Annotated in this window: 23 protein-coding genes; 9 read left to right on the top strand and 14 right to left on the bottom strand. The window is 71.1% G+C overall.

Translation table 11 applies throughout. The annotated features are described in order from the left end of the window. Positions 1-30: 30 nt before the first annotated feature. Complete coding sequence (locus FLX07_RS04435; RefSeq protein ID WP_142568167.1) at positions 31-1,518, top strand: hypothetical protein; 1,488 nt, start codon at positions 31-33, stop codon at positions 1,516-1,518. A 53-nt stretch (positions 1,519-1,571) separates the two neighbouring features. Continuing rightward, complete coding sequence (locus tag FLX07_RS04430; RefSeq protein WP_142568166.1) at positions 1,572-3,062, top strand: ArnT family glycosyltransferase; 1,491 nt, start codon at positions 1,572-1,574, stop codon at positions 3,060-3,062. Positions 3,063-3,074: 12 nt separating this feature from the next. On the opposite strand, the gene FLX07_RS04425 is transcribed toward FLX07_RS04430, so the two are convergent. The 11 genes from FLX07_RS04425 to FLX07_RS04375 form a co-directional block, all read right to left on the bottom strand. After that, positions 3,075-3,824 (bottom strand): HNH endonuclease family protein, encoded by a 750-nt coding sequence (locus FLX07_RS04425; RefSeq protein ID WP_223852732.1) that lies wholly within the window; start codon positions 3,822-3,824, stop codon positions 3,075-3,077. Positions 3,825-4,026: 202 nt separating this feature from the next. After that, positions 4,027-4,977 carry an ABC transporter substrate-binding protein gene (locus tag FLX07_RS04420; RefSeq protein ID WP_142568164.1) on the bottom strand — a complete coding sequence of 317 codons (951 nt, stop codon included), beginning with the start codon at positions 4,975-4,977 and terminating at the stop codon, positions 4,027-4,029. A 163-nt stretch (positions 4,978-5,140) separates the two neighbouring features. Next, positions 5,141-6,121, bottom strand: a complete 981-nt coding sequence (locus tag FLX07_RS04415) for an ABC transporter substrate-binding protein (RefSeq protein ID WP_142568163.1) — start codon at positions 6,119-6,121, stop codon at positions 5,141-5,143. After that, entirely contained in the window at positions 6,118-8,055 is a 1,938-nt protein-coding gene (locus FLX07_RS04410; protein ID WP_142568162.1) for an ABC transporter permease, read from the bottom strand. Before FLX07_RS04410 ends, FLX07_RS04415 begins: the two co-directional genes overlap by 4 nt. Next, positions 8,056-9,171 (bottom strand): quaternary amine ABC transporter ATP-binding protein, encoded by a 1,116-nt coding sequence (locus tag FLX07_RS04405; RefSeq protein ID WP_229689957.1) that lies wholly within the window; start codon positions 9,169-9,171, stop codon positions 8,056-8,058. It abuts the gene before it with no gap. A gap of 344 nt (positions 9,172-9,515) precedes the next feature. Next, entirely contained in the window at positions 9,516-10,277 is a 762-nt protein-coding gene (locus tag FLX07_RS04400; protein ID WP_229689956.1) for an SDR family NAD(P)-dependent oxidoreductase, read from the bottom strand. Positions 10,278-10,346: 69 nt separating this feature from the next. After that, the gene (locus FLX07_RS04395) at positions 10,347-12,623 is read right to left on the bottom strand and encodes a tetratricopeptide repeat protein (protein ID WP_142568161.1); all 2,277 of its coding nucleotides are present in this window, start codon (positions 12,621-12,623) and stop codon (positions 10,347-10,349) included. Between the two features lie 74 nt (positions 12,624-12,697). Continuing rightward, positions 12,698-13,456 (bottom strand): SCO6745 family protein, encoded by a 759-nt coding sequence (locus FLX07_RS04390; protein WP_142568160.1) that lies wholly within the window; start codon positions 13,454-13,456, stop codon positions 12,698-12,700. 72 nt (positions 13,457-13,528) lie between these two features. Then, complete coding sequence (dapF, locus tag FLX07_RS04385; RefSeq protein WP_142568159.1) at positions 13,529-14,341, bottom strand: diaminopimelate epimerase; 813 nt, start codon at positions 14,339-14,341, stop codon at positions 13,529-13,531. Between the two features lie 9 nt (positions 14,342-14,350). Next, entirely contained in the window at positions 14,351-15,262 is a 912-nt protein-coding gene (gene miaA / locus FLX07_RS04380) for a tRNA (adenosine(37)-N6)-dimethylallyltransferase MiaA (protein WP_142568158.1), read from the bottom strand. A 28-nt stretch (positions 15,263-15,290) separates the two neighbouring features. Then, complete coding sequence (locus tag FLX07_RS04375) at positions 15,291-15,824, bottom strand: methylated-DNA--[protein]-cysteine S-methyltransferase (protein WP_142568157.1); 534 nt, start codon at positions 15,822-15,824, stop codon at positions 15,291-15,293. Between the two features lie 42 nt (positions 15,825-15,866). Between FLX07_RS04375 and FLX07_RS04370 the strand changes: the two genes are divergently transcribed. Beyond that, a complete protein-coding gene (locus FLX07_RS04370; RefSeq protein ID WP_142568156.1) occupies positions 15,867-16,559 on the top strand; it encodes a class III extradiol dioxygenase subunit B-like domain-containing protein in 693 nt (230 codons plus the stop codon). Here FLX07_RS04370 and FLX07_RS04365 read toward each other — a convergent pair. Further along, on the bottom strand, positions 16,532-17,482 hold the full coding sequence (locus FLX07_RS04365; RefSeq protein WP_142568155.1) for a ribonuclease Z: 951 nt from the start codon (positions 17,480-17,482) through the stop codon (positions 16,532-16,534). The two genes, FLX07_RS04370 and FLX07_RS04365, sit on opposite strands and share 28 nt — an antisense overlap. Positions 17,483-18,154: 672 nt before the next feature. Next, positions 18,155-18,406 carry a hypothetical protein gene (locus FLX07_RS04360; RefSeq protein WP_142568154.1) on the bottom strand — a complete coding sequence of 84 codons (252 nt, stop codon included), beginning with the start codon at positions 18,404-18,406 and terminating at the stop codon, positions 18,155-18,157. 13 nt (positions 18,407-18,419) lie between these two features. On the opposite strand from FLX07_RS04360, the gene FLX07_RS36290 reads away from it, so the two are divergent. Next, on the top strand, positions 18,420-18,578 hold the full coding sequence (locus FLX07_RS36290; protein WP_167748121.1) for a hypothetical protein: 159 nt from the start codon (positions 18,420-18,422) through the stop codon (positions 18,576-18,578). A gap of 67 nt (positions 18,579-18,645) precedes the next feature. Here FLX07_RS36290 and miaB read toward each other — a convergent pair whose 3' ends face one another. Further along, a complete protein-coding gene (gene miaB / locus FLX07_RS04355; RefSeq protein WP_268239549.1) occupies positions 18,646-20,103 on the bottom strand; it encodes a tRNA (N6-isopentenyl adenosine(37)-C2)-methylthiotransferase MiaB in 1,458 nt (485 codons plus the stop codon). A 401-nt stretch (positions 20,104-20,504) separates the two neighbouring features. Between miaB and FLX07_RS04350 the strand changes: the two genes are divergently transcribed. The 5 genes from FLX07_RS04350 (at position 20,505) to FLX07_RS04330 (ending at position 25,338) form a co-directional block, all read left to right on the top strand. Beyond that, positions 20,505-21,920, top strand: a complete 1,416-nt coding sequence (locus FLX07_RS04350) for a sensor histidine kinase (RefSeq protein ID WP_142568152.1) — start codon at positions 20,505-20,507, stop codon at positions 21,918-21,920. Positions 21,921-22,124: 204 nt separating this feature from the next. After that, on the top strand, positions 22,125-22,880 hold the full coding sequence (locus FLX07_RS04345; RefSeq protein WP_142568151.1) for an amino acid ABC transporter ATP-binding protein: 756 nt from the start codon (positions 22,125-22,127) through the stop codon (positions 22,878-22,880). A 44-nt stretch (positions 22,881-22,924) separates the two neighbouring features. Next, positions 22,925-23,758: a glutamate ABC transporter substrate-binding protein gene (locus FLX07_RS04340; RefSeq protein ID WP_142568150.1), complete on the top strand. Its 834-nt coding sequence runs from the start codon at positions 22,925-22,927 to the stop codon at positions 23,756-23,758. A 33-nt stretch (positions 23,759-23,791) separates the two neighbouring features. Further along, positions 23,792-24,463: an amino acid ABC transporter permease gene (locus FLX07_RS04335; protein ID WP_142568149.1), complete on the top strand. Its 672-nt coding sequence runs from the start codon at positions 23,792-23,794 to the stop codon at positions 24,461-24,463. After that, positions 24,460-25,338, top strand: a complete 879-nt coding sequence (locus tag FLX07_RS04330; RefSeq protein WP_142568148.1) for an amino acid ABC transporter permease — start codon at positions 24,460-24,462, stop codon at positions 25,336-25,338. The genes FLX07_RS04335 and FLX07_RS04330 overlap by 4 nt, the downstream gene beginning before the upstream one ends. Positions 25,339-25,411 lie beyond the last annotated feature (73 nt).

Below are 25,411 nucleotides of genomic sequence, written 5' to 3'. Positions count from 1 at the left end.
TCGTCCATCCTGTCAGAGAAGGGGCGCAGGATGTTCCGGCAGCATGTGGGGCCGATCGTGGCCGGGGTCTATCTGGCGGCCGCGGCCGTCGCGGGCGTGCTCGCGGCCGTCACAGGGGACCTCGGTCCCCTCTGGACCGTCGTCCTGTGGCACGCACCCGGCGAGAACGCCTTCACGGAACCGTCCACGGCCGCCGTGCTGGCCGCGGTGGGCCTGTTCGCGATCCTCGCGCTGAAGACCTGGATGCTCCGGCAGGTCCTGGCCTTCCCCCCACGCGCGGCTCCGCCGGGCGGAGCGCAGGTCGGCGCGCGGGTCCTCTGGGCGCGGCGCGCGCTCTACCTGGCCGTCGCCTTCCACGTGGCCGGCCGGATGCCCGCCGCGCTGCTGCCCGGCGACCTCGCCGTCGTCCTCGCCCTGCTCCTCTGGAGTGCGCAGACCGTGTCGTTCGCCCTGGTCCTGTCCGGGCGCCGGATGCGAATGTGCGTCCTCGCCGCCGCCCTGGCGGCGTCGGCGGCCACCGCGGCGACCGCGTTCTGGGGCGAGATGACCTACCCGCTGCTGCCGCCCACGTTCTTCTACGTCCTCTGGGTGCCCGTGCTGGGCTGGCAGGTGCTCGTCCTCGCCGGTCAGCGCCGTGACGGCCGCTGGAGCCGCGCGACGCTCAGAGCCGGCCTGGTCGCCGCCTGTCTCACCCTGGTGAGCCCCTACCCGGGAGCGGGCCTGGAATGGGTGCTCGGCCGGTCACCGGAGCTGCCGGCCGAGGGGCTCGTCGTCTTCCTCGTGGTGTGGCTCGCCCGCTCGGCCCACGAACTCGCCGGCCCGGGCGCCGGGCCGGAGGAGCTCGGGCCGCCCCGGCGCCTGCCCCGGCCGGTCCGGCTGGCGGTCGTCCTGCTGCCGTTCCTCGCACTCGTCGCGTCGGAGGCGGCGCCCCCGCCCGCCGCGTACAGCTGGCAGCCCGAGCCGCCGCGTACGGCGAACGGGCAGGCCGCGGAGACGGAGGACTACGAGGACTACGTCGCGGAGGCCAACGCCCGCTGCCGGGACCCCTGGCCGCGGCTGCGGGCCCGGCGGCAGGGCACGGCCGCGTACTTCCTGTTCGAGGGCGGGGGCTACGGCGTGTACGACCCGGACGACACCAGCGAGGGCGAGGACCCCTACGCGGCGATGGGCGACGGGTTCCTCGGCGCGGCGGGCAGTTCGGCGGTCGTGATGACGTACGGCGAGAACGAGCCGATATGCCTGACGGTGAAGGCGTTCGGCTCCGCTCCCCCGCTGCGGCTGAAGGGGTGGGAGCAGGTGGCCGAGGTCGGCGTGGTCAGCCGCAGCGGCCGCCTGGAGGTGCCCTCCTACGCCGACGGCGGCGAGGAGGGCGCCGCGGCGCGGCTGCCGAACCTGGCCGTGCGAGGCCCCGGACGCTACCGGATGCGGGTCTACGCCCGGGGCATCGAGGAGACCGTGGAGGAGCACCTGGTCGTCGTGTTCCCCGGCCGGTCGGTCAAGAAGGTCGTCTACCGGTGAACCGGGCGGCCTAGGTCCTGGCGCCGTGGCGATAGCGCGATCACACTGTGACAATGCCGGACATCACCCAGCGCACCCGGTCCTTCGTCGTCCCCTGGCCGGTGGTCCTGATGGCTGGTCTGGTAGTCGCTCTGCTGCTGGCGTTCTCGGGCGCCTACGGCTTCCTGGGCGACGAGATGTACTTCGTCGTGGCGGGCCGGCATCCCGCCTTCGGCTACGTCGACCAGCCGCCGCTGACCCCGTTGCTCTCCGCCGCCTCGGTGGGCCTGCTGGGCGTCTCGCCGACCGCGGTCAGGGTGCTGCCGGCCGTGGAGGCGGCGCTCGTCGTCGTCCTCGTCGCGCTCATCTCACGCGACGTCGGCGGGTCTCGGCGGGCGCAGTTCCTGGCGGCCATCACGGCCGCCGTCTCCGGCTATCTCGCCGCCGGCCACATGGACACCACCACAGGTCTCGACCTGCTCGCCTGGGCGCTCATCCTGTGGCTGGCGGTCCGGCTTCTCGCCGGTGCCGACCGGCGCCTGTGGCTGGCCGTGGGCCTGACCGCCGGGATAGGGCTGCAGAACAAGGGCACCCTGCTGTTCCTGGCCGCGGGGCTGGCGCTGGGCCTTCTCGCCGCCCGGCGCTGGGACGTCGTCCGTTCACCGTGGCCGTGGGCGGCCATCGGGATCGCTCTCCTGCTCTGGGCGCCGAACCTCGTCTGGCAGGCGACGAACGGCTGGCCCCAGCTCACCATGGCCTCGCGCATCGCCGGGTACGCGGCGGACAACCGGGCCCAGACCGTGCCGCTGCTCTGGCTCTTCACCGGTCCGATCCTGTTCGCCGTGAGCCTCGCCGGAGCGGTCTGGCTCCTGCGTTCGAGGGAAGCCGTTCCGTGGCGGGCGATCGGCATCGCGGGCCCCGTCGCGCTCGTCCTCGTCGTCGCGACCGGAGGCAAGGCCTACTACGCGATCGGCACCGCGGCCGCGTTCATGGCCGCCGGTTCGATCGTCGTCGACCGCTGGCTCGTACGCGGCCACGCCAGCATCAAGGGGGCAATCTTCACCGTCGCCGCCTTGGTCTCGGGTCTGCTCCTCGCGTACCTGACCCTGCCGGTCCTGCCCGTCGCCACCTATGCCGCCAGCACCCTTCCGGCCACGGTGCCGGACACCGCGAACCAGATCGGCTGGCCGGCGTTCGTCTCCACGGTCAAGGGCGCGGTGGCAGCCCTGCCCGCCGACGAGCGCGCCCGGGCGGTGATCCTGACCAACGACTACAGCGAGGCGAGCGCACTCGACCTGCTGGGATCGGGACTGCCCCCCGTCTACTCCGGTCACAACTCGTACTGGTCATGGGGCCCGCCACCGGCTCAGCGCACCGTCGTCGTCCACGTCGGCGACTGGCGGCCCACCGACTGGAGCAGGTTCTTCGTCGGCTGCCACGACGTGGCCCGGATCGACAACGGACTGGGCGTTCCGAACGGGGAGCAGGGCAAGGCCATCTCGGTCTGCACCGGCCTGAAGTCGTCGTGGACCGCGATGTGGCCCGGGCTCCGCACCATCAGCTGACGAATCGCCCGTTCAGGCGCACTGCTCCAGCATGGCCGCCTTGTCGGCGGAGGTCACCGGCAGGTCGTATTTGAGGGCCACCTGGGCGAACCGCACGGCGTAGGAGCAACGGATGTCGCGGCGGGGCGGCAGCCAGGTGGCCGGGCCCGAGTCGCTCTTGGAGCCGTTGGTGGAGCCGTCCACGGGGATCAGGTTGAGCGGGTCGTTGGCGATCTGCTTGCGCTTGCTCTCGCTCCACCGCGACGCGCCCATCTGCCAGTCGTACGACAGGGGCATGACGTGGTCGATCTGAACCTCCGACGCCTTCGACTTGGTCCAGTCGATCGTCTTGCCCGTGTACGGGTCGTACAGGGTCATGGAGGCGATGACGCAGTTCGACCCGCTTCGATACTTGATGTCGCGGCCGTCCCGCTTGAGCAGGTCGTTGCGGGTGTCGCAACCGTTGCGCCCCCACGGCACGTCGTCCACGCTGTCGGCCCAGGCGTAGCCGAACTCGTCACGGTCGTAGCCGGTCTTCGCCCCCCGGCCCTTCGTCGCCACCTTGTCGATCAGATCGCGGGCCTTCGCCCGGTCCTTGTCCGACGAGATCACCTTGAGGCCGGGGCCGGTGCCGTCGGGGTTGTCGAGCGGGTTGACGCCCCGCCCCGTCTCCGAGTCGCTCTTCGCTCCGCCGTCCTTGCCGGCCGTGGGGTCGCCGTCCAACTCGGGCAGGGGCCCGCAACCCGCCAGTACGGCCACCGCCACCGAGATTCCGGCGATCAATCGGGTACTACGCCCGCCCACTGCCACCCCTAGGTCATGAAATATCCCTCTCAGATATAGCAAAGTGTAAAAAGATGGCAAAGGAGGCGCGCAGGTGAGTCTGGGCATACGACAGGGGCGCGGCACGCCCCGCGTGCCGCGCCCCTCGAACGCGCCCGATGAACGGGCCTGATCAACGGCCCGATGGATCAGATCCGGCGGATCAGGACGGGATCCAGTCCTGCCAAACGATCTTGTTGGCGTCGACCCACTTCTTCGCGGCCGCCTCGGCGCTCATCTTGTTCACCGCCATGTCGTAGGCCACGGCGTTCTGGTCGTCGTTGGTCCACGTCCAGTTCTTGATGAACTCGTACGCCTTGCCACCGGTCTTGGAGAACTTCACGCTGACGATCTTGTCGAGCAGGTACGGCGGATAGTCGCACTTGATCGTCTTGACGTCGCCGTCACACCCGATGGCGTACGGCGGAAGGTTGATCTTGACGAGCTTGAGCTGGTTGAACAGCCACTGCGGCTCGTAGAAGTACATCAGCAGCGGGGTCTCGTTCTCGGTGGCCTTGCGAGCCGCCGCGATGAGCGCGTCCTCACTGCCGGAGTAGACCACCTTGTAGGGCAGGTTCAGGTTCTGGATGAGCGCCTCGTCGTTGGTGACGAAGGACTTGTCGCCGGCGAGGAACTGACCCAGGCCCTCGCTCTTGTCGGTCTTGAACAGGTCCTTGTACTTGGGCAGGTTGTGCCAGTCCGTGATGTCCGGATATTTCTGGACCATCCACTCGGGGACATACCACCCGATGACGCCCTTGTTGCCGTCCTCGCCCGCAGTCATCGCGACCTTCTTGTCGTCGATGTACTCCTTCTTGAGCTCCGGGTGGCTCCAGTTCTCCAGGACGGCGTCGACCGTGCCCTTCTCGAAGCCCTTCCAGGAGTCCGCCTCGGCGCTCTCGATCGTCTCGACCTTGTAGCCGAGCTCGTGCTCGAGGAGATAGGCGACGACCGCGGCGCTGGCCTCGTAGCCGATCCAGGGGTTGATCGCGAGTCGTACGGTCTTCGTGCCGCCTCCGGCGCCTGCTCCGGCGGCGTCATCCGAACTCCCGCCACTGCAGGCGGTCATGGCCAGCGCGAGCGTCAGCACGCCGGCAAGGAGACGGATCCTCATATCTAGCCTCATCTGATGTCGTACGGGGCGGCGAACGCGAGCGGCGGGGCCGCGGCGACACCGGCAGAGTATTCCACAACAAGCGGGACCGGCCGCGATCACGGGGATCGCGGCCGACGAGTGCTCACGCCCAGGCGGGGCGCACGGCGTCGTGATCCTCAGATCACTTGGGCATCCAGGCCTGCCACTTGGCGGTGTTGGCCTCGATCCACTTCTTGGCCGCGTCCTCGGCCGACATTCCGTTGTTGGTGATGTCGTCGGCGACCGCGTTCTGGTCGTCGTTCGTCCACTGGAAGGCCTTGATCAGCTCGTACGCCTTGCCGCCGGTGTCGGCGAACTTCTTGCTCACGATCTTGTCAAGGTCGTACGGCGGGTAGTCGCAGTCGACCTTCTTGGGGTCGCTGTCGCAGCCCTCCGTGTACGCGGGGAGGTTGACCTTGACCAGCTTGACCTGGTTGAACAGCCACTGCGGCTCGTAGAAGTACATGAGCAGCGGCTTCTTCTGGTCGGTCGCCTGCTTGGCGGCCTTGATCAGCGCGGCCTCGCTGCCGGCGTAGACGACCTTGTAGTCCAGCTTCAGGTTCTTGACCAGCGCCTCGTCGTTGGTGACGAAGGACGGGTCGCCGTCGAGCATCTGGCCCTTGCCGTCCGACTCGGACGTCTTGAACAGGTCGGCGTACTTGTTGAGGTTCTTGTAGTCGGTGATGTCGGGGTACTTCTGGGCCATCCACTCGGGCACATACCAGCCGATGACGCCCTTGTTTCCGGTGCTGCCCGCCTCGACGGCGACGTTCTTCTCCTCGATGTACTTCTTCTTGAGGTCCGGGTGGCCCCAGTTCTCGATCACGACGTCGACGTCGCCCGACTCCATGCCCTGCCAGGACGGCTCCTCGGCGAGCGTCACCTTCTCGACCTTGTAGCCGAGCTCGTGCTCAAGCAGGTAGGACACCACCGCGGCGCTGGCCTCGTAGCCGACCCAGCCGTTGATGGCCATCTTGACCGTGCCGCCCGCGGACGCGCCCGCGGAACCCGCGGCGCTCGCACTCGGCGCCGCCGCGGAGTCGTCCTCTACCTTGGCGCCTCCGCAGGCGGCCGCACTGAGGCCGAGAACGAGAATCCCTGCGATTAGGCGTAACTTCTTCATGCGTTCCTCTTCTTGTGGGGAGAGCGGCGCCCGTTGGCGCCTTGCGTGATCCGGTCGAGCATGACTCCGAGGAGGACCAGGGCGACGCCGGCCGCGAGGCCCTTGCCGTAGTCCTCCTGCTGCGCGAAACCGGCCACGACGTCGTATCCGAGAGCTCCAGCGCCGACCAGCGCGCCGATCACCACCATCGCCAGCGTCATGACGATGCCCTGGTTCGCCGCCAGGAGCAGCGAGCCGCGGGCCATCGGCAGCTGCACCTTCCACAACAGCTGCCGGTCCGTGGAGCCCGTCGACCTCGCCGCCTCCATGACGGTGCCGGGGACCGCGCGCAGGCCGTCCTCGACCACGCGCGCGACCACCGGCACCGCGTAGATGAACGCGGCCATGATCGCGGTGAAGCGGCCGTTGCCGAACAGCGCCACGGCGGGCAGCAGGTAGGAGAACGACGGCATCGTCTGCGCGGCGTCCAGGAGCGGCCGCAGCACGGCGGCGAACCATCGGGACCGCGCCGCCGCCACGCCCAGCGCGAGCCCGGCGGCGATCGTGATCACCGAGCCGACCAGCACCATCGTCAGCGTCTCCATGCCGTGCTCCCACAGGCCGAGCGCGGCGACGCCCAGAAGGCAGACGGCGGCCACCAGACCGGCCGCCGGCCCGCTCACCCGCCAGGCGAACACCAGCACCGCCGCCGTGACCAGCCACCAGGGAGCGCTGGTCAGCAGGTCCTGCAGCGGGTTGAGGAAGCCGTACGCGACGGTGTCGTTGAGGAAGCCGGTGAAGGTGTACCAGTGCGCCTCGATCCAGTCGGCCACGTCGTTGATGGGCCTGATGACCTGCACCTGCCACTGCTCGGGAAACTCCTGCGCCAGCACGGGGGTCAGGGCGAGCCCGGCGGCCGTGAGGACGGCGAAGCCGCCCCAGCGGACGGCCCGCGCCCGGCTTCCGCCGTCGCGCCGCTGCGCCGCCGCCCGCGTCATGCGGTCCAGCACGATGGCGATCAGCACGATCGCGACTCCGGGCACGAGCGCGGCGCCCACGTTGACCCGGGCGAGCGCGCGGAGCAGGTCCTCGCCGAGGCCCGGCGCCGCGATCAGCGCCGTCAGCGGCACCATCGACAGGGCCGCGGCGATCGTCTGGTTGACGCCCAGCATGATCGTGTTCAGCGCCAGCGGCAGGCGGACCTTGCGCAGTGTCTGCCACCCGGTCGCGCCCAGCGACTCCGACGCCTCCACCGTCACACCGGAGACCCGCTCGATGGCCAGTGCGGTGATCCTGATGGCCGGCGGCATCGCGTAGATCATCGTCGCGATCGTCGACGACGCCGACCCGATGAGGAACAGCAGCACCATCGGCGACAGGTACGAGAACGTCGGCATGATCTGCATGACGTCGAGCACCGGCGTCACGATCCGCCGGACGCGGGGCGAGCGACCGGCCCAGATCCCCAGCGGGATGCCGAACAGCAGCGACAGCACCACCGCGGACAGCGTCAGCGCGAGCGTCTCGACGCTCGCCTCCCAGAACCCGAGCACGCCGAGGCCGGCGAAGCCCACGAGCGAGACGACCGCGATCCGCCAGCCGCCCGCCAGCCAGCCGAGGCCGGCGGCCAGGCCGACGAGCCCCGGCCATCCCAGCGCGACCAGGGCGCCCTGAATGAGCGCAAAGACCTCCGAGGCGCCAAGGCGGAGGTAGTTGACGACGTACAGGAAGATCGGGTTGCTGTTGCGGTTGGCGTCGACCCAGTCGCGGGCGTCGTTGAGCCAGTGGAACAGGGTGGCGTCGTCGTCGTGCGGCAGCACGGCCCTGCCGCGGAAGAGCACGTAGAGGGCCACCCCCGCGACCACTCCGGCGACCGGCACGACCCATCGGGGCAGGCGCCGGGCCCGCGCCGGGGCCTGCACGGGCGGCGCCGCCTGAACGGGCGCGCTCACCATCTACGCCTCCCCTGACGCGCCGGCCGAGGCGACCGCCGCGCCCCCGCGAGTCCTCGCCTCTGCCGTCTCGGCGGGGGCGGTGACGACCACGCGCTCGGTTTCGGGCCGTACGGCGCCGAGGATGTCGACGCGGCTCACCACGCCGACCAGTTCGCCGTCGGCGACGACCCGGATGGGCCGGTCGGAGGCCATCGCGGCCGGGACCGCGTCGTGGATCACGGTGCCGGCCGGGAGTTCGGGACCGTCGAGCGGCTCGCCGGGCTCGGGGGCGCGGGAGATCCAGCGCAGCGACAGCACCTGCGCCCGGGGAACGTCCCGCACGAAGTCGGCCACGTACTCGTCGGCGGGCGCCCCGACCAGCTCCTCGGGGGTGCCCACCTGCACGATCGCGCCCGCACGCATGATCGCGATGCGCTCGCCGAGCTTGAGCGCCTCGGACAGGTCGTGGGTGATGAAGACCATGGTCTTGCCGACCTCGCGGTGCAGCCGGATGACCTCGGCCTGCATGTCGCGGCGGATCAGCGGGTCGAGCGCGCTGAACGGCTCGTCGAACAGCAGCACCTCGGGGTCGACGGCGAGAGCCCTGGCCAGCCCCACCCGCTGCTGCATGCCGCCCGACAGCTGCTCGGGATAGGAGTCCTCATGGCCCTCCAGCCCGACCAGCGACAGGATGCGCCGGGCCTTCTCGTGCCGCTCGGCCTTTCCGACGCCCTGGATCTCCAGGCCGTAGGCGATGTTGTCCACGACCTTCCGGTGCGGCAGCAGCCCGAAGTGCTGGAAGACCATGCTCACCCGGTGGCGGCGAAGCTCGCGCAGTTGCTTGGCCGACATGGCGCGCACGTCCTGGCCGTCGATGCGCAACTCTCCCGCCGTCGGCTCGATCAGCCGGGTGAGACAGCGCACCAGCGTCGACTTGCCGCTGCCCGAAAGGCCCATGACGACGAAGACCTCGCCCGGGCGTACCTCGAAGCTGACGTCCCTGACGGCGGCGGTGCACCCCGTCTTCGCCCGCAGTTGCGCGGGCTCGAGCTCGGCGTCGGGGCTGCCGATGATCCGGTCGGCCTTGGGACCGAAGATCTTCCAGAGCCCGCGAACCTCGATCGCGGCTGTGCCCACTCTGATTCCCCTCACTTGGCGCTCGCCCGCGAGGCGGCGTGGACGCCCGGAAACGCCAAAGCACGGCGCGAGGGCTGCCGCTCGAACGCCGTGAATGAAGAGCGGGGGGCCAACGACTCCTCAGGGCACACGCACAGGCGTTGCGCTACGCGCAACACGGATCCTGTTTTGACAACAGGTCTGAGGCTAGGGCCCTGCTGCCCCTCATATGGTGAAAAATGCCACCTAAACTCCATATCGTGATCGTCCGGTGATCTTTCGCTCCGCGGGCAATACCGGGCGGTGAGGGCGCGGCGGCGCGGTGTGAGGACCGACCCCCGGGCGTGGTGGCAGCCGGGCCGGGATCAGGTGGCGAGAATGCCTCCGTCGACCGGGAGCACCGCCCCGGTGACGTACGAACCGGCGTCGGAGGCGAGGAAGACCGCGGCCGCGACGAGCTCCTCCGGATCGCCCGAACGCTTCATCAGGACCCGCTGCTCCCGCACGCGGTCGAGGTAGCCGTCGGGATACTGCGCGGTCATCTCCGAGTCGAAGAAACCCGGCTCCAGGCAGTTGACCCGGATGCCCCGGCGCGAGGTCCACTGCTGGGCGAGGTCGCGGGTGAGGCCGGCGACGGCGGCCTTCGACGCGCTGTAGGCCGCCTGTGGCAGCCCGGCCGTGGTCTCGCCGAGCACGCTGCCGATGTTGACGATCGACGATCCCGGCCGCATGACCCGGGCGCAGGCCTGCGCCATCCAGTAGGTGCCGTTCAGGTTGACGTCGATCACGCGGCGGAACTCGCCGGGAGTCTCCCGCAGGGCGGGCACGGCCGTGCCGACGCCCGCGTTGTTGATCAGCACGTCGATCCGGCCGAACTCGCCCATGGCCGCGTCGGCGAGGGCCTGACACTCCTCGGGGTCCGACACGTCGGTCGGGACCGCCAGGCAGCGGCGGCCGGTCTCCTCGACCAGCCGCCGGGTCCGCTCCAGGCCCTCGGGACGGCGGGCCCCGATCACCACGTCGGCGCCCGCCTCCGCCAGGCCCCCGGCGAAGGCGACGCCGAGCCCCGACGAGGCCCCCGTCACGATGGCCACCTTGCCGTCAAGACGGAACCGGTCCAGGATCACGCCGCCTCCTCGCCCAAGAATCGAACCCGACTCTAGAGCAAGGTTTTGCCAGGGTGCGGGACGGGTGGATCAGAGGCCGTACTCCTTGGAGATCCGCTCGTGCCGCTCGGCCTCGATGCCGACCTCACGGGCGAGGTCGAGCCACGCCAGCGGGTGGGACCACTGCTCGGTGACGTCGTCGAGGACGGCGTCCAGCTCCGCCGGCCGCGCGGCGGGCGGGATCGCGATCCAGCCGAACACGCCGGGCAGCTGCTCGCCGGTGGCCGGGTGGGTGACGCGGTAGTTCTCGTCGCTGTAGACCCACATCGGCCAGCCGCGCTCGGCGAGGACCTCGTTGAACTCGGCCCACTCGTCCTCCGACGGCGCCGCGCCGTCGAAGAACCAGCTCGTGTAGCCGCCCGGGCGCAGCATCGTCACCCCGGCGAACGGGATGACGAAGCTCTCCCGCTCCTGCTCGTTTTCGGGAATCGGCTCCAGCGGCCGGGGGTCGATCACGACGACGTCGCCCGCGTTGTAGTCCATGCCGCGGGGCTGCGGGATCGCCAGGCGCGCGGTGGCCGGGCCGGTCCGCACGGCGAGCACCTCCCGCTGACTGCCGTCGGGGGCGGGGAGGATCACCCGGACCAGGTGCCACTCCTCCTCGATCGGGCCCTCGCCCGGCTCGATCGGCATGCCGAGCTTGGTGCCCGCGGCGCGGACGGTCGCCCAGTCCTCCACGGCGGTGGACAGGACGATGATCCGCCAGACGTCCTCCTCCTCGCCCTCGCCGGAGTCGAGCAGCGGCTTGAGGATCTCGGCCGCCTTGACGTTGTCGCCGAGCTGCTGCACGGCGCCCGACCACAGGCGGAGCGCCTCCAGGCCGCCCTCGTTCGCGGCCGCCTGCTCGGCCTCGGCCGCCGTCTCCTCCCAGCGCTCGCGCGCGCGGTGGAGCCGGGCGAGCGCGAGGTGCGAACGCGTCTGCGGCAGCCGGGCCGCCAGGGTCTCCACCCGCTCGTCCTGCCCGGCCTCGATGAGCAGGCCGGTGAGGTAGGAGATGTCCTCGTCGCCGGCGGCGGCCGGGTCGCCGTCCTCGACGACCGTCTTCCAGTAGACGTCGGCGCCCACCGGGGCGTAGCCGAGGAACCCGAGCGTCGTGGTGTGGCGCCGGGTGGCCTCGAGGTCGGTGCCGGACAGCGGCCACAGCCAGCCCACCCACCGCTCGGGGTCGGCCGTGCGGCCGTCGGCGGCGTCGAAGTAGGCCACCAGCTCGTCGCGGGGGCCGGGCGGCGGAAGCTCCTTGGCGTCGTCCGCCGCGGCGCGCAGCTCGGCCACCCGCTCGGCGAGTCCCTCGGTGGCGCGCAGATCGGCGATCACGGCCTCGGCGTAGTCGGCCAGCAGGCGGGCCTGCCACAGACCCTGCCGGGCGACCGCCAGGTGCCCGGCCGTCAGGGCCAGCTCGAACCGGGCGCGGTGGCCGCCCACGCTTTCGAAGTAGGCCATCCACTGCCGCAGGATGCGGCCGAGCTGCCAGGTGTTGGCGATGCCTTCGGTGAGCATGCGGACCGTGCGGGCCCACTCCACCCATTCGCGCGCGTGGTCGCCCACCACGTCGAGGTCGGGCAGCGCGTCCACGGCCTCCTGCACACGGCCGAGGGTGGCCAGCACCTGCGACCTGAGCAGGGTCTCGCGGCGGCCCTTCGCGACCGGGTCGTCCGGCTTGAAGCCGGTCGAGGCGTCGAGCGCGGCCAGGGCGTCGTCCGGGCGGCCGGCGGCGAGCAGGGCCCGCACGGAGGCGGCGCCCAGCTCCCAGCTCGCCTCGCGCTCCTCGCCGCGCAGGCGCTCGACCGCCGCCTCGGCGTACGCGACGGCCTCGGCCGCCTGGCCCGCGTCGAGCAGGGCGGCGACGTACTGCGTGGCCAGGCCGGAGAAGGCGAGAGAGTCGGGGCCGACGCTGTTGAGGGCCGCGCCCAGGGTCGCCAGCCGGGTCTCGGCGTAGCCGGGGCCGTCGGTGTTGGCCTGGGTCATCGCCAGGACTTCCACGGCGCCGGGGGCGGCGGGACAGTCCCGGACGTCGTCACGCTGGGCGAAGTCCGCCAGTGCCACGGCGTCGTCGAGCGCGACCGCGCCGATCGCCCGGTCACCCGCCCGGCCGACCAGGTGCCAGTAGCGCGCGAAGAACTCCAGCCACGGCTTCTCCAGCGTCTCGGCGTGCTGCGCGATCGCCGGCGCCACGACGTCGAGCTGGGTGAAACGGCCCTCCAGCGCCTGCCCGGGCACGTCACCCAGCGCCATGGCCAGCCCCGTGTTGCCCGCCTCGTGCAGTTCACGCTGGGTGCTACCGACCCAGGCCCAGATGTCCACGTCCATGGGCAGTCAGTCTGCCAGGTCGCCGACCATGACCCAAACGAACGCGGCCTTATGCTCACCGGCGCGTCAGCGCGTCAGCGCACCCGGGACGCCTCCCGGAGGAGGGCGCAGAGTTCGGCGAGCTCCGCCGGGCCGAGCGCCGCGTACGCACGGGCGACGAGGTCGTCGGTCAGCTCCTCCACCCCGGCCCTGCGCTCCGCGGTCTCCGCCGACGGCTCCGGGTAGGGCTCGGGCCAGGCGAGGAAACGGGCGACGTCGGAGGCGCGGTCGTACGGGATCGGAGTCCCGGTGCCGTCCGCGCCCACGAGGGTGGCATCCAGCGGGTCGAGTCCGTGCGCCACCACGGCGGTCGCGTGCCGGCCGCCGCGCAGTTCCCGCACGACGTGCAGCAGGTGGGCCGCCAGAGCGGGCCCGCCGCCGGGCCGCGGCATGGCCCGCCATCCGGCGAACAGCGGCGCGCAGAACGGGTCGGCGCCGTCGGCGACGGCGGCGAGCAGCTCCGCCAGCCGGTCGGCGTTCCCGAGCCCGGCGAGCCGGCGCCGTCCCCAGTCGTGGCAGGCGCCGGCGTAGAGCGAGGCGGCCTCCTCGGCCGGGAGCTTGCGCCCGCCCTCCCACGACTCGCGGACGTGCCCGGCCGGGAAGAAGACGACCGCCGCGAGCACGACATCGGCGTCCACCTCGCCGAGGACGCCGCACCTGCCGCGGAAGTACATATCCCGTGGGCCGAGGCCGTGACGCTCGCACAGCGCCTTGACCTCCCGCGAGATCATGAAGCCCCCGCCGAGGGCCCCGATGGCCGCCTTCGTCTCCACCACCGCGTCACGCGGATCCATGCGCCCTCCTCGATCCACTCTTCAGACCCAGGGTGGGGGGTTAGAACAAAGTTCCGCAAGTCCCTTGGACGATCAGAGGACGGCGGGCCACTCCCCCGAGGCGACGAGGACGGCCGGCCCCGACAGGTAGCTCGTGTCCTCCTCCAGCGTGACGGTGACCGTGCCGCCGAGCACCCGGACCTCCCAGGTGCCGGTGGTCTCCCCGGCGGCGTGCGCGGCGGCGACGGCCGTCGCGACCGCCCCGGTGCCGCACGAGCGCGTCTCCCCCGAACCCCGCTCGTGCACCCGCATGGTCACCCTGTGGTCGCCCACGGTGTTGAAGATCTCGACGTTGACGCCCTCCGGGTAGTCCGCGCGGTCGAAGTCCGGCTCGCGGCCGAGGTCGAACCCGGCCACCGGCTCCTCCACGGCGCACGCCAGGTGGGGGTTGCCCATGTTCACGTTCACGCCGCGGCACTCACGCCCGTCGACGACCGCGCCGCTGTCCCCCAGCACCCGCGGCCGGCCCATGTCCACGGTCACGTCGCCCGTCACCCCGAGCCGTACGCGCTTGAGGCCCCCGCGGGTGGCGACGGCGAACTCGCCGGGCGCCGCGAGGCCCGCGTCGACCAGGTAGCGGGCGAAGACCCGGACACCGTTGCCGCACATCTCGGCGATGCTGCCGTCCGCGTTGCGGTAGTCCATGAACCACTCGGCCTCGCCGGCCGGCCCGGCCGCCTCGGGGCAGAGCTTGGTGCGCACGACGCGCAGCACCCCGTCGGCGCCGATGCCGGCACGCCGGTCGCACAGCGCCGCGACGTCCGCCGCGGACAGGTCCAGCGTGGCGTCGGCGTCCGGCAGGATGACGAAGTCGTTCTCGGTGCCGTGGCCCTTCACAAAACGCATGGCAGCAGTCTAGGAGGCGCCGGTGATCACGGCGATCGCGCGACCGGCCAGGTCAGGCGCGTCGAACGGCAGCCACACCACGCGAGGGTCGCGGCGGAACCACGACTCCTGCCGCCGGGCGAACCTGCGGGTGGCCCGCACCGTCTCCTCCCGCGCCTGCTCCTCGGTCCACTCCCCCGACAGGAAGCGCAGCACCTGCGCGTACCCGAGCGCCCGGCCGGCGGTCCTGCCCTCCGCCAGGCCGCGCGCGGCGAGCGCGCGCACCTCGTCCACCAGCCCGGCCTCCCACATGAGGGCGACCCTGCGCTCGATCCGCTCGTCGAGAACCGGCCGCGGCACCTCGACACCGATCTGCACGCTGTCGTAGACCGCGTCGTACGACGGCATCGTGGCGGAGAACGGCCGCCCGGACAGCTCGATGACCTCCAGGGCGCGGACGATCCTGCGGCCGTTGCTCGGCAGGATGTTCTCCGCGGCCACCGGGTCGAGGCCCTTGAGCCGCTCGTACAGGGGCGCCGGGCCGGTCGCGGCGAGCTCCTTGTCCAGCCGGGCGCGCACGTCCGGGTCGGTCCCCGGGAACTCCAGGTCGTCGATCGCGGCGCGCACGTAGAGCCCGGAGCCGCCCGCCAGCACGGGCACCCGGCCGCGGGAGCGCAGGCCCTCGATCAGGGGGCGGGCGAGCCGCTGGTATTCGGCCACGCTCGCGGTCCGCGTCACCGGCCAGATGTCCAGCAGGTGGTGGGGGACGCCGCGCCGCTCCTCCCGGGTCAGCTTGGCCGTGCCGATGTCCATGCCCTCGTAGAGCTGCATGGAGTCGGTGTTGATCACCTCGCCGTTCAGGCGGAGCGCGAGCTCGACGGCCAGATCGGACTTTCCCGCCGCGGTCGCGCCCACGACGGCGATCACAGGTAGCTGCCCCACACCCTCCAGTGTCCCAGCGGCGGGGAGGTCAGATGTCCCAGTCGAGAGTGGGAGGCAGGTGGCCTTCGAGGGTGAGCAGCCACCGCTTGGACTCCACTCCCTCACCGCCGCTGAAGCCGCCGAGCCCGTTGCTCGCGACGACCCGGTGGCACGGCACGATGATCGGGATCGGGTTGGCGCCCATGATCGAGCCGATGGCCCGCGCCGGGACCCCCGTGCCGCTCCGCGCCGCCAGCTCCCCGTACGTCACCACCTCGCCGTACGGGACCGTGGCGGACAACGTGCCGAGGACCTGCCGCTGCAGTAGCGACATGAGCCGCCAGTCCACCGGCACGCGGAACTCCTTCAGCTCACCCCGGAAGTACGCCGCCAGTTCCTCGCCGGCCGCGGCCGTCCGGACCCGGTCGTCGGCGACGGCCATGCCGAGGCGATCGGCGATGCGCTCCCTGACCAGGGGGCCGTCCTGGAAATGCGTCGCGGCGACCCCGTCCTCGGTGACGGCGGCGAGCACGTCGCCCAGCCTGGTCGGTACGGTCGCGAACGCCACCGTGCTGCTGTCCATACGTCCCATTCTGCGCGTGGTCCGGCGGGGTAGGGTGATCGGGTGCTGGTCGCCGCGGCCGTCTGCCCGCATCCTCCGCTGCTCGTCCCGCAGGTCGCCGGGGCCGCTGCGCCCGAACTCGACGACCTGCGCGCGGCCTGCTACGCGGCGGCCGGGCCGCTCCTGGACGCCCGCCCCGACGTGCTGGCCGTGGTCGGCGGCGCGGAGACCACCGCGTCCTTCCCCGGGAACGCCGCGGGGACGCTGCGCCCGTGGGGCCCCGACGTCCGGGTCGGCCCGGGGGATCTCGTCCTGCCGCTGTCGCTCACCATCGGCCGCTGGCTGCTGGAGGGGACGGGTGTGCTTCCCGTCCTGCGGTTCGAGGCGGTGGGCTTCGACGCGCCACCCGGCGAGTGCGCCGCGCTGGGCCGCCGCCTGGCGACGTCGGCGCCGCGGGTGGCGCTGCTGGTCATGGGCGACGGCTCGGCCAGACGCACCGAGAAGGCGCCGGGGTACATCCACCCCGGCGCCGTGCCGTACGACGAGACGCTCGCCGGCGCGCTCGCCTCGGGCGACGCCGGTTGTCTGCTCGGCCTCGACCCGGACGAGGCGCGGGAACAGTGGGCGGCGGGCCGGGCGGCCTTCCAGGTCCTCGGCGGCGCGGCGGAGGGAGCGCCCCCGCCGGCCGCCTCCGAGCTGCTGTACGACGACGCGCCGTACGGCGTGGGCTACTTCGCCGCCCGCTGGGCCTGGTAGTCCGCGCGCTTCGGCACGGGGACGCGCATGAGGTCGCGGGCCGTCACGACCTCCCCCGCGTAGAACGTGCGCACCTCGTCCACGAAGCGCGGCTCGTCGGCCGTGGTGTACCGCTCGGAGAAGTGGGTGAGCACCAGCCGCCGCACCCCGCAGTCGGCCGCGATCCGGCCCGCCTGGGCCGCCGTCAGGTGCCCGTACTGCGCGGCCAGCGCGCTCTCGTCCGACAGGAACGTCGACTCGATCACCAGCAGGTCGACGCCGTCGGCCAGGGCGAACGCCCCGTCGCACACCCGCGTGTCCATCACGAAGGCCGCGCTCTGCCCCGGCTTGGGGACGCTGCACTCCTCCAGCGTGACCGTCGAGCCGTCCGGCATCGTCAGCGAGCCGTGCCGCTGGAGCTCCCCGATCATCGGCCCGCGCACGCCCCGCCTGGCCAGCTCCCCGGGCAGCATGCGGCGCCCGCCCGGCTCGTCCACCCGATAGCCGTACGACTGGACGGGGTGCGACAGCGGCCGCGCGGTCAGCGTCACGGGCCCCGACGGCCACCGGACCACCTCGCCGGAGAGCGGGCGAGGTGTGATCACATCGGTGTCGGCGAAGGCCGACGCGTTGCGCAGCCTCCCCCAGTACGTCTCGCCGCTCGCGGGGTAGGCCGCCCGCACCTCGTGGTTCACCCCGTCCCTGGCGATGCGCTGGACCACGCCGGGCACCCCCAGGCAGTGGTCGCCGTGAAAGTGGGTGACGCAGATCCAGGTGATGTCGTGCGCGCTCACCCCTGCGTGCAGCATCTGCCGCTGGGTGCCCTCTCCCGGATCGAACAGGAACCCCTCGCCGTCCCAGCGCAGCAGGTAACCGTTGTGGTTGCGGTGACGGGTGGGCACCGCACTCGACGTGCCGAGGACGACCAGTTCACGAACGGACACACCGCGATGGTAGGACGTGTCCGGCGATCGGGCGCCGCCGCGCTGCGGCGCAAGCACCGCCATGGCGGCCTTTCACCTGCCGTGGCGCGACTCAGCCAATATTCGCCATCATTCGGGATATTTCTCCGAATAATGGCCGGGCGGCGTATTTGGAGTTCCCGGAAATCGCCGGAACCGCCGCTGGAATTCGCGCGTGGCGGGCAGACTGAGAAATCCGATACGACCGACCGCCGCATGGAAGAATACGACCTTGCCGGATTTCTCCCCCATCCCTCGGCACCGGCGCGACGGCCATCCCGTCCTCGCCCTGACGGGTGTGGTCGGCGTGGCCGCGATCGCCGGACTCGGCGTCGTCCTGGCCGTCCTGCCCACGCGTGACCCGGCGCCCTCCGCCGCCCGGCCGGTGACCGCCGATCTGGGCGCCGCGGCCTCTCCTGCACGTCCGGCGCCGGGATTTCCCGCCGCCGGCCCTTTCTTCTCGCCGGCGCCCTCCCCATGGAAAACCGGATCCGGGCGACCGGAAACGGAACCGGAACGCGCGGCGGAGCACCGGAAGGAGGCGGAGGAAACGGCGCCGCGAGACACCACAGAAAGCCCAGAAAGCGGACAATCGGCGCGAGAATTGGCAAAGGACGAACCGGCGGCACATCGACGCGGCGCGCTGCCGCCCGGTCACGATGTCGGAGCGTCGCCGTCGCCCGGGCGCCCTCCCCGGACGGCGCACCCCTCCTCCCGGTCCCGGCCGCCCTCGCCCGTCTCGTCGTCCCGGAGCGGCGCGAGCGGCGCCAGCGGCTCCACCGGCACGTCAGGCCGCGCCGGGACGGGGGAGGCGCACCGGCCCCGGCCCGCCCGCATCGCTGCTCCGCACGCCTCGAAGCCGGCCGTACGGAGCTCCACGACCCGCGAATCGACGGCAGAGGACACAGCGGCCAAGGACATGACGGCCAGGGACACGACGGCCAGGGACGCCGCGCCCCCGAGATCGGCCGGGGCGGACGGCGCGGCGCGCACCCGGATCCAGGACCCCTGCCTGCGATTCGACGACGACCTGCGGCGCGCCTACTGCTACGAGGTCCTGCGCCGCCTCAGTCAGTGACCTGGGCGTCTCGGTCAGTAGACCGGACGCCTCGGTCAGAGGCCCGGACGTCGCGGGGGTCGGCCCGTCAGACGGCCGAGCAGGCGGACGGCTCCACGGGCGGCGGAGCGGGACGGCCGACGGTGGGCATCCCCAGGCTGACCGCGCTGCCCCGCTGCGGGGCGGCCTGCCGGGCCTCCCACGCGTCGCCCGCGCGGGTCCGCCGCACGGACAGGACCTTGTCGGCCACCAGGTGGTGCGGCGCGGCGTAGGTCACCTCGACGGTGACCATGTCGCCGGGGCGCGCCTCGGCGGCGCCGGCGGCGGCGAGGTGGACGAGGCGGTTGTCGGCCGCGCGGCCGGACAGGCGGTGGGTGGCGTCGTCCTTGCGGCCCTCGCCCTCGGCGACCAGCACCTCCAGAGTGCGCCCGACCTGCTTCTTGTTCTCCTCCCAGGAGATCTCCTCCTGAAGGGCGACCAGGCGCTCGTACCGCTCCTGGACGACGGCCTTGGGCACCTGGTCCTCCATGGTCGCGGCCGGGGTGCCGGGGCGGATGGAGTACTGGAACGTGAACGCGTTGGCGAAGCGCGACTGCCGTACGACGTCGAGCGTCTCCTGGAAGTCCTCCTCGGTCTCGCCGGGGAAGCCCACGATGATGTCGGTCGAGATCGCGGCGTCCGGCATGGCGGCCCGGACCCGCTCGATGATCCCGAGGTAGCGCTCGGACCGGTACGACCGGCGCATGGCCTTGAGGATGCGGTCGGAGCCGGACTGCAGCGGCATGTGCAACTGGTGCATCACGTTCGGCGTCTCGGCCATGGCGGCGATCACGTCGTCGGTGAAGGCCGCCGGGTGGGGCGAGGTGAAGCGGACTCGCTCCAGGCCCTCGATGTCCCCGCAGGCCCGCAGCAGCTTGCCGAACGCGAGCCGGTCGCCGAACTCCACGCCGTAGGTGTTGACGTTCTGGCCCAGCAGGGTGATCTCCAGGACGCCCTGGTCGACCAGCGTGCGCACCTCGCCGAGGATGTCGCCGGGACGGCGGTCCTTCTCCTTGCCGCGCAGCGACGGCACGATGCAGAACGTGCAGGTGTTGTTGCACCCGACCGAGATCGCCACCCACGCCGCGTAGGCCGACTCGCGGCGGCTCGGCAACGTGGAGGGGAAGGTCTCCAGGGACTCCTTGATCTCGACCTGCGCCTCCTGCGCGATCCGGGCTCGCTCGAGCAGCACCGGCAGCGACCCGACGTTGTGGGTGCCGAAGACCACGTCCACCCAGGGGGCCCGGCGGACGATCTCGCCCTGGTCCTTCTGCGCCAGGCACCCGCCGACCGCGATCTGCATGCCCTCACGGGCCATCTTGATCGGCCGCAGGTGGCCCAGGTTGCCGTAGAGCCGGTTGTCGGCGTTCTCGCGTACGGCGCAGGTGTTGAACACGACGACGTCCGGCGTGTCCCCCTCGGCCGCGCGGACGTATCCCGCGTCCTCCAGCAGCCCGGACAGCCGCTCGGAGTCGTGCACGTTCATCTGGCAGCCGTAGGTCCGCACCTCGTAGGTCCGGGCCGCGCCCTCGGTGCCCGCCTGTATCGTCGTCACGCTTTCGGCGCCCTGGGTCGTCACAGTCTGTGTGGTCGCAGTCATCGCCCTACAAGGGTAGGCGCTTTCCCGCCCTCACCCGTACCGGAACGTCGCGCACCCGATCGCCGGCACGGCCGGCCAGGCCGGCTCGTGGCCTCGGCCGCGGGGCCACGCACAGCGTCGCCGCCGCACGCCACGCCCTCCCGGCGCGGACCGGATCAGGGGCGCGGATCCCGCTGTCATGACCAGGGCTCGCATCTGTCATTACCCAGGCTTGTGAAAAGCGAAAATATCGTTTTATTGAATCATTCATCTCTATGTGATGCCCTTGTGAGTGCATGGACCACGCTCCCCACGGATTGGCCAGAACCATGGTGAACTGGAAGCGATCATCCGTTCTCATCCGCAGGACGGTTGGTTACTCCACCGTCGCCGCATTGGTGTGCACCGGGGTCAGTCTGCTCTTCCTCGTCGTCGTCGGCAGCAAGGACGACGAGTCGTCCCGGGCTCGAGTCACCGGGGCGTGGGACCGAGTGGTGCCCCTCATCAGAGAGGGGTTCCTCCCCCCCGTGCTGCCGGCGGGCAAGGACATGGCGATCCAGGTCCTGAACACGCGGAACGAGGTCGTCGCGGCGACGCCGCAACTCGCCCACAAGCCCCCGATGGCCACCTTCCGCGCGGCCAGCGCGAGCGTGCACGCCGAACGGGTGCTGTGCCCTCCGGCCGGGCTGAAAGGCTGCATGACCGTCTTCTCCTACAAGGTCTATCAGCCGGACGGGCCCTGGCTCCTCTACGTCTCGGCGCCCACCATCCCCTGGTACGGGAACACGGCGGCGCTGTCCTTCGCGATCGGCATGTCCCTGCTGATGACCGCGATGACGGCGGCCGGGACCTTCCATGTGGCCAAGAGGGACATGACCGCGGTGGACGCCATCCGCACGGAACTGGCGGAGATCACCGCCACCCATCTCCACCGCCGGGTCCCGGTGGCGCACAACAACCAGGAAGAGATCAAGCTCCTGGCCGGAACGGTGAACGACACCCTGGACCGGCTCGAAGGCGCGTACAAGCAACTGCGGCAGTTCACCTCGGACGCCTCGCACGACCTGCGCAGCCCCCTCACCGCCATGCGGACCCAGCTCGAAGAGGCCCTCATGCATCCGGACGACACCCACTGGCCCACGATGACGGCGGCGGTGCTCTCCGGAGTGGACCGGCTTCAGGCGATCGTGACCGATCTGCTGACCCTGGCCAGGCTGGACGCCCGCGCCCCCCTCGATCTCAGTCCGACCGACCTCGGCCGGCTGCTCGGCGGCGAGCTCGACCGCCGCACCTACCGAATGAAGATCGTGAAAGATCTCCGGCAGAACGTCTTCGTCGACTGCGACCGGCTGCGGATCACCCGGCTCCTGGTGAACCTGCTCGACAACGCCGAACGGCACGCCACCTCGCAGATCACCGTCAGCGTGCGGGCCGACGGGCCGACGGCGACGCTGGAGGTCCTCGACGACGGCGCCGGAGTCGCCCCGGAACACCGGGAGATCGTGTTCGACCGCTTCACCCGGCTGGACGCCTCCCGCGACCGGGACTCAGGGGGCACCGGGTTGGGTCTGGCGATCGCGCGGGAGATCGCGGAAGCGCATCGGGGCACCTTGACCATCCAGGACAGCGAACGGGGAGCACGGTTCGTCCTGCGCCTCCCCATCCGCGAAGCGCCTCATACCGCCGGCCGAAGCGAGCATCGTGCCGGTCACACCGGACTTTTCAGTATGCCGGTCCCACGATGAGCCGTTTTCCGGCTCCGGATTTTTGCGTATCCGCGCTCCTGCTCGGCGCGAGGCCGACCGGAGCCGACCGGGACCGCGTCCCGGGCCGCATGGGCCGGGCCGTACGGACAAACCGGGACTGATGTCCTGAGCAGCCGGGATGTGATCTATTCGGTACCGGCCCGTTAGTGACTCGGCGACGTTGACCCCCCTACGTTGTTGACCATGACGGAGATCAGTGGTTCCGACCCGCTTGTCAGGCTGGAGGGAGTCAACAAGCATTTCGGTCCCCTGCATGTGCTCAAGGACATCGGCCTGAGCGTGGGCCGGGGCGAGGTGGTCGTCGTCATCGGCCCGTCCGGCAGCGGCAAGTCGACGCTGTGCCGGGTGATCAATCGTCTGGAGACGACCGACACCGGAACCATCGTCTTCGACGGGCGGGAGCTGCCCGCGGAGGGCAGGGCTCTGGCCCGCCTGCGATCCGAGGTCGGGATGGTGTTCCAGTCCTTCAACCTCTTCTCCCACAAGACGATCCTGGAGAACGTCACGCTCGGTCCGACCAGGGTGCGGAAGATCTCCCGGCAGCAGGCCGAGCAGCGGGGCATGGAACTGCTCGAACGGGTCGGCATCACCTCTCAGGCGGGCAAGTATCCCGCCCAGTTGTCCGGCGGCCAGCAGCAGCGCGCGGCCATCGCCCGCGCGCTGGCCATGGACCCCAAGATGATCCTTTTCGACGAGCCCACCTCGGCCCTCGACCCCGAGATGGTCCAGGAAGTGCTCGACGTGATGACCGGCCTGGCCAAGGACGGCATGACGATGATGGTCGTCACCCACGAGATGGGTTTCGCCCGCCGGGCGGCCAACCGGATCGTGTTCATGGCCGACGGCCAGATCGTCGAGGAGGGGTCGCCCTCGGAGTTCTTCACCCAGCCGAGCACCGAGCGCGCCCGCGACTTCCTCTCCAAGATCCTCACTCATTGATCCCAGCTCACGACAAGCTCCACAAGAAGCGAAAGGTGACGCGGATGCGATTCGGAGCCGGCCTGCTCGCGCTGGCCGCCCTGGCTACCGGCCTGACGGCCTGCGGCAACTCCGGGGCGGACTCGATCGCCGACAAGGCGAAGAACGACAAGAAGCTCGTCGTCGGCATCAAGATCGACCAGCCGGGCTGGGGCCTGAAGAAGCCCGACGGCACCTACGGCGGGTTCGACGTGGACGTGGCCAGGTACGTCGCCAAGGAACTCGGCGTGCCGGAGAGCGGGATCACCTTCAAGGAGGCCCAGTCGGCCAACCGGGAGCCGTTCATCCAGCAGGGCCAGGTGGACATGGTCGTCGCGACCTACTCCATCACCGACGAGCGCAAGAAGAAGATCTCCTTCGCCGGGCCGTACCTGATCACCGGCCAGGACATCCTCGTCCGCGCCGACGACACCTCGATCACCGGGGTCGAGTCCCTCAAGGACAAGAAGGTCTGCGGCGCGCAGGGCTCGTCGTCGCCGAAACGGCTCGCCGACAAGTTCGGGGCCGAGTGGGAGTCCAAGAACCTCACTCAGCAGCAGGGGTACGGCGCGTGCCTGCCGTTGCTGGAGAACCAGCAGGTCGACGCGATCTCCACGGACGCGACGATCCTCGCCGGGTTCGCCGCCCAGTTCCCCGGCAAGTTCAAGCTGATCGGCCAGCCGTTCAGCGAGGAGAAGTACGGCATCGGCATCAAGATGGACGACAAGTCCGGCCGCGACGCGATCAACACCGCCATCGAGAAGTTCTTCAACGACGGCAGCTGGCGCAAGGCCCTCGACGCCAACCTCGGCGAGTTCGGCAAGTACTTCACCACGCCGCCGTCCGTCGAGCGGTACTAGGGCACCGATAGCGGCACTGGAAGGAGGCCGGCGGTGGAGGCCGTCGTCGACGAGCTTCCCGTCATCCTCGGCGCGTTCTGGCTGACGGTGAAGCTCACGGTGGTCAGCGGGGTGATCTCGCTGATCTGGGGGATCGTGCTGGCGGCCATGCGCGTCAGTCCGCTTCCGGTGCTGCGAGGGGCGGGTGCGCTGTACGTCAACGTGCTGCGCAACACGCCCCTCACACTGATCATCGTGTTCTGCGGCCTCGGCCTGGGCACGGTGATGAACGTCCAGTTCTCCCGGGACGACCTGTCGCTCAACAGCTTCTGGCTGTCGATCATCGGGTTGTCCGCCTACACCGCCGCCTTCGTGTGCGAGGTCGTGCGGTCGGGGATCAACACCGTGCCGCTCGGGCAGGCGGAGGCCGCCCGGGCGATCGGGCTGACGTTCCTGCAGACGCTCCGCCTGGTGATCCTCCCCCAGGCGGTGCGCACGGTCATCGCGCCGCTCGGGAGCCTGCTGAACGCGCTGGTCAAGAACACGACGGTCGCGGCCGCGATCGGCGTCATGGAGGCGGCGCTGCGGATGAAGAACCTGTTCGACGCCCACGGAGACGCGATCATTCCCATCTTCCTCGGCTTCGCCGCCGGGTTCGTCGTGCTGACCCTTCCCATGAACCTGCTGTCCGGCCGGCTGGCCCGCCGCCTGGCGGTGGTCCGATGACCGGGCGCGGCGCCGGCGTCCTCTACGACGTCCCGGGCCCGCGCGCCCGCCTGCGCAACAACGTGCTGACCCTCGCGTCCGGCCTCGTCCTGCTGCTCGTGGCGTACTTCGTCTGGACGAAGTACGACGAGAAGGGCCAGTGGGACGGCAAGCTGTGGCAGCCGTTCCTGCGGGCCGAGACCTGGACCGAGCTGATCCTGCCCGGACTGCTCAACACGCTGACCGCCGCCGCGGTCGCCGCGGTGCTCGCGCTGCTGTTCGGGGCCGCGTTCGGCATCGCCCGCCTGTCGGACCACCGCTGGGTGCGGATCCCGGCCGCGGTGGTCGTCGAGGCCTTCCGCGCGGTCCCGGTGCTCATGCTGATCTTCTTCGCCCAGTACGGCGGGAGCCTGGCCGGGCTGGTCGTGACCGAGTTCGCGGCCGTGGTCTTCGGTCTCACGGTCTACAACGGGTCGGTCCTCGCGGAGATCGTGCGCGCGGGCATCCTCGCCGTGCCGCGGGGCCAGGCCGAGGCGGGATCCGCGATCGGCCTGCGCAAGAACCAGGTGATGCGGCTGATCCTGCTGCCGCAGGCGGTGACCGCGATGATGCCCGCGATCATCAGCCAGCTCGTGGTGCTGCTCAAGGACACCGCGCTCGGGTTCGTCGTGGCGTACGCCGACCTGCTGAACGCGGGCGCCCGCGTGGTGCCGGCCAACTACGCCAACCTGATCCCCTCGGTCATCGTCATCGCGGTGGTCTACATCGCGATCAACCTGGCGCTCGGCTACCTCGCCACCTGGCTGGAACGGCGCAGCAGGCACAGCCGGAAGATCACGGCCGACCCGGCCGCCGCCGAGGTGGCCGCGGGCGGCGAGGTCGCGCTGATGAGCTGACCCCTCCCTCCGCACGGCTCGGGTCAAGGGATCTTTGCCGTGTCGCTGCTGGCGGGCAGACGCACGCGACCTC

Origin of the sequence: Microbispora bryophytorum, from assembly GCF_006874465.1 — a bacterium.
In the GTDB taxonomy this organism is placed as follows: Bacteria; Actinomycetota; Actinomycetes; order Streptosporangiales; family Streptosporangiaceae; genus Microbispora; species Microbispora bryophytorum.
This window is presented reverse-complemented; position numbering and strand designations above follow the sequence as displayed.

Coding starts and splice junctions, on each gene's coding strand:
- FLX07_RS36290 (WP_167748121.1), top strand. CDS start 18,420: ATGACGGCCAGGGACACGACGGCCAGGGACGCCGCGCCCCCGAGATCG.
- FLX07_RS04430 (WP_142568166.1), top strand. CDS start 1,572: ATGCCGGACATCACCCAGCGCACCCGGTCCTTCGTCGTCCCCTGGCCG.
- FLX07_RS04375 (WP_142568157.1), bottom strand. CDS start 15,824: ATGGACAGCAGCACGGTGGCGTTCGCGACCGTACCGACCAGGCTGGGC.
- FLX07_RS04390 (WP_142568160.1), bottom strand. CDS start 13,456: ATGGATCCGCGTGACGCGGTGGTGGAGACGAAGGCGGCCATCGGGGCC.
- FLX07_RS04345 (WP_142568151.1), top strand. CDS start 22,125: ATGACGGAGATCAGTGGTTCCGACCCGCTTGTCAGGCTGGAGGGAGTC.
- FLX07_RS04420 (WP_142568164.1), bottom strand. CDS start 4,977: ATGAGGATCCGTCTCCTTGCCGGCGTGCTGACGCTCGCGCTGGCCATG.
- FLX07_RS04410 (WP_142568162.1), bottom strand. CDS start 8,055: ATGGTGAGCGCGCCCGTTCAGGCGGCGCCGCCCGTGCAGGCCCCGGCG.
- FLX07_RS04415 (WP_142568163.1), bottom strand. CDS start 6,121: ATGAAGAAGTTACGCCTAATCGCAGGGATTCTCGTTCTCGGCCTCAGT.
- dapF (WP_142568159.1), bottom strand. CDS start 14,341: ATGCGTTTTGTGAAGGGCCACGGCACCGAGAACGACTTCGTCATCCTG.
- FLX07_RS04340 (WP_142568150.1), top strand. CDS start 22,925: ATGCGATTCGGAGCCGGCCTGCTCGCGCTGGCCGCCCTGGCTACCGGC.
- FLX07_RS04435 (WP_142568167.1), top strand. CDS start 31: ATGTTCCGGCAGCATGTGGGGCCGATCGTGGCCGGGGTCTATCTGGCG.
- FLX07_RS04395 (WP_142568161.1), bottom strand. CDS start 12,623: ATGGACGTGGACATCTGGGCCTGGGTCGGTAGCACCCAGCGTGAACTG.
- FLX07_RS04350 (WP_142568152.1), top strand. CDS start 20,505: ATGGTGAACTGGAAGCGATCATCCGTTCTCATCCGCAGGACGGTTGGT.
- FLX07_RS04330 (WP_142568148.1), top strand. CDS start 24,460: ATGACCGGGCGCGGCGCCGGCGTCCTCTACGACGTCCCGGGCCCGCGC.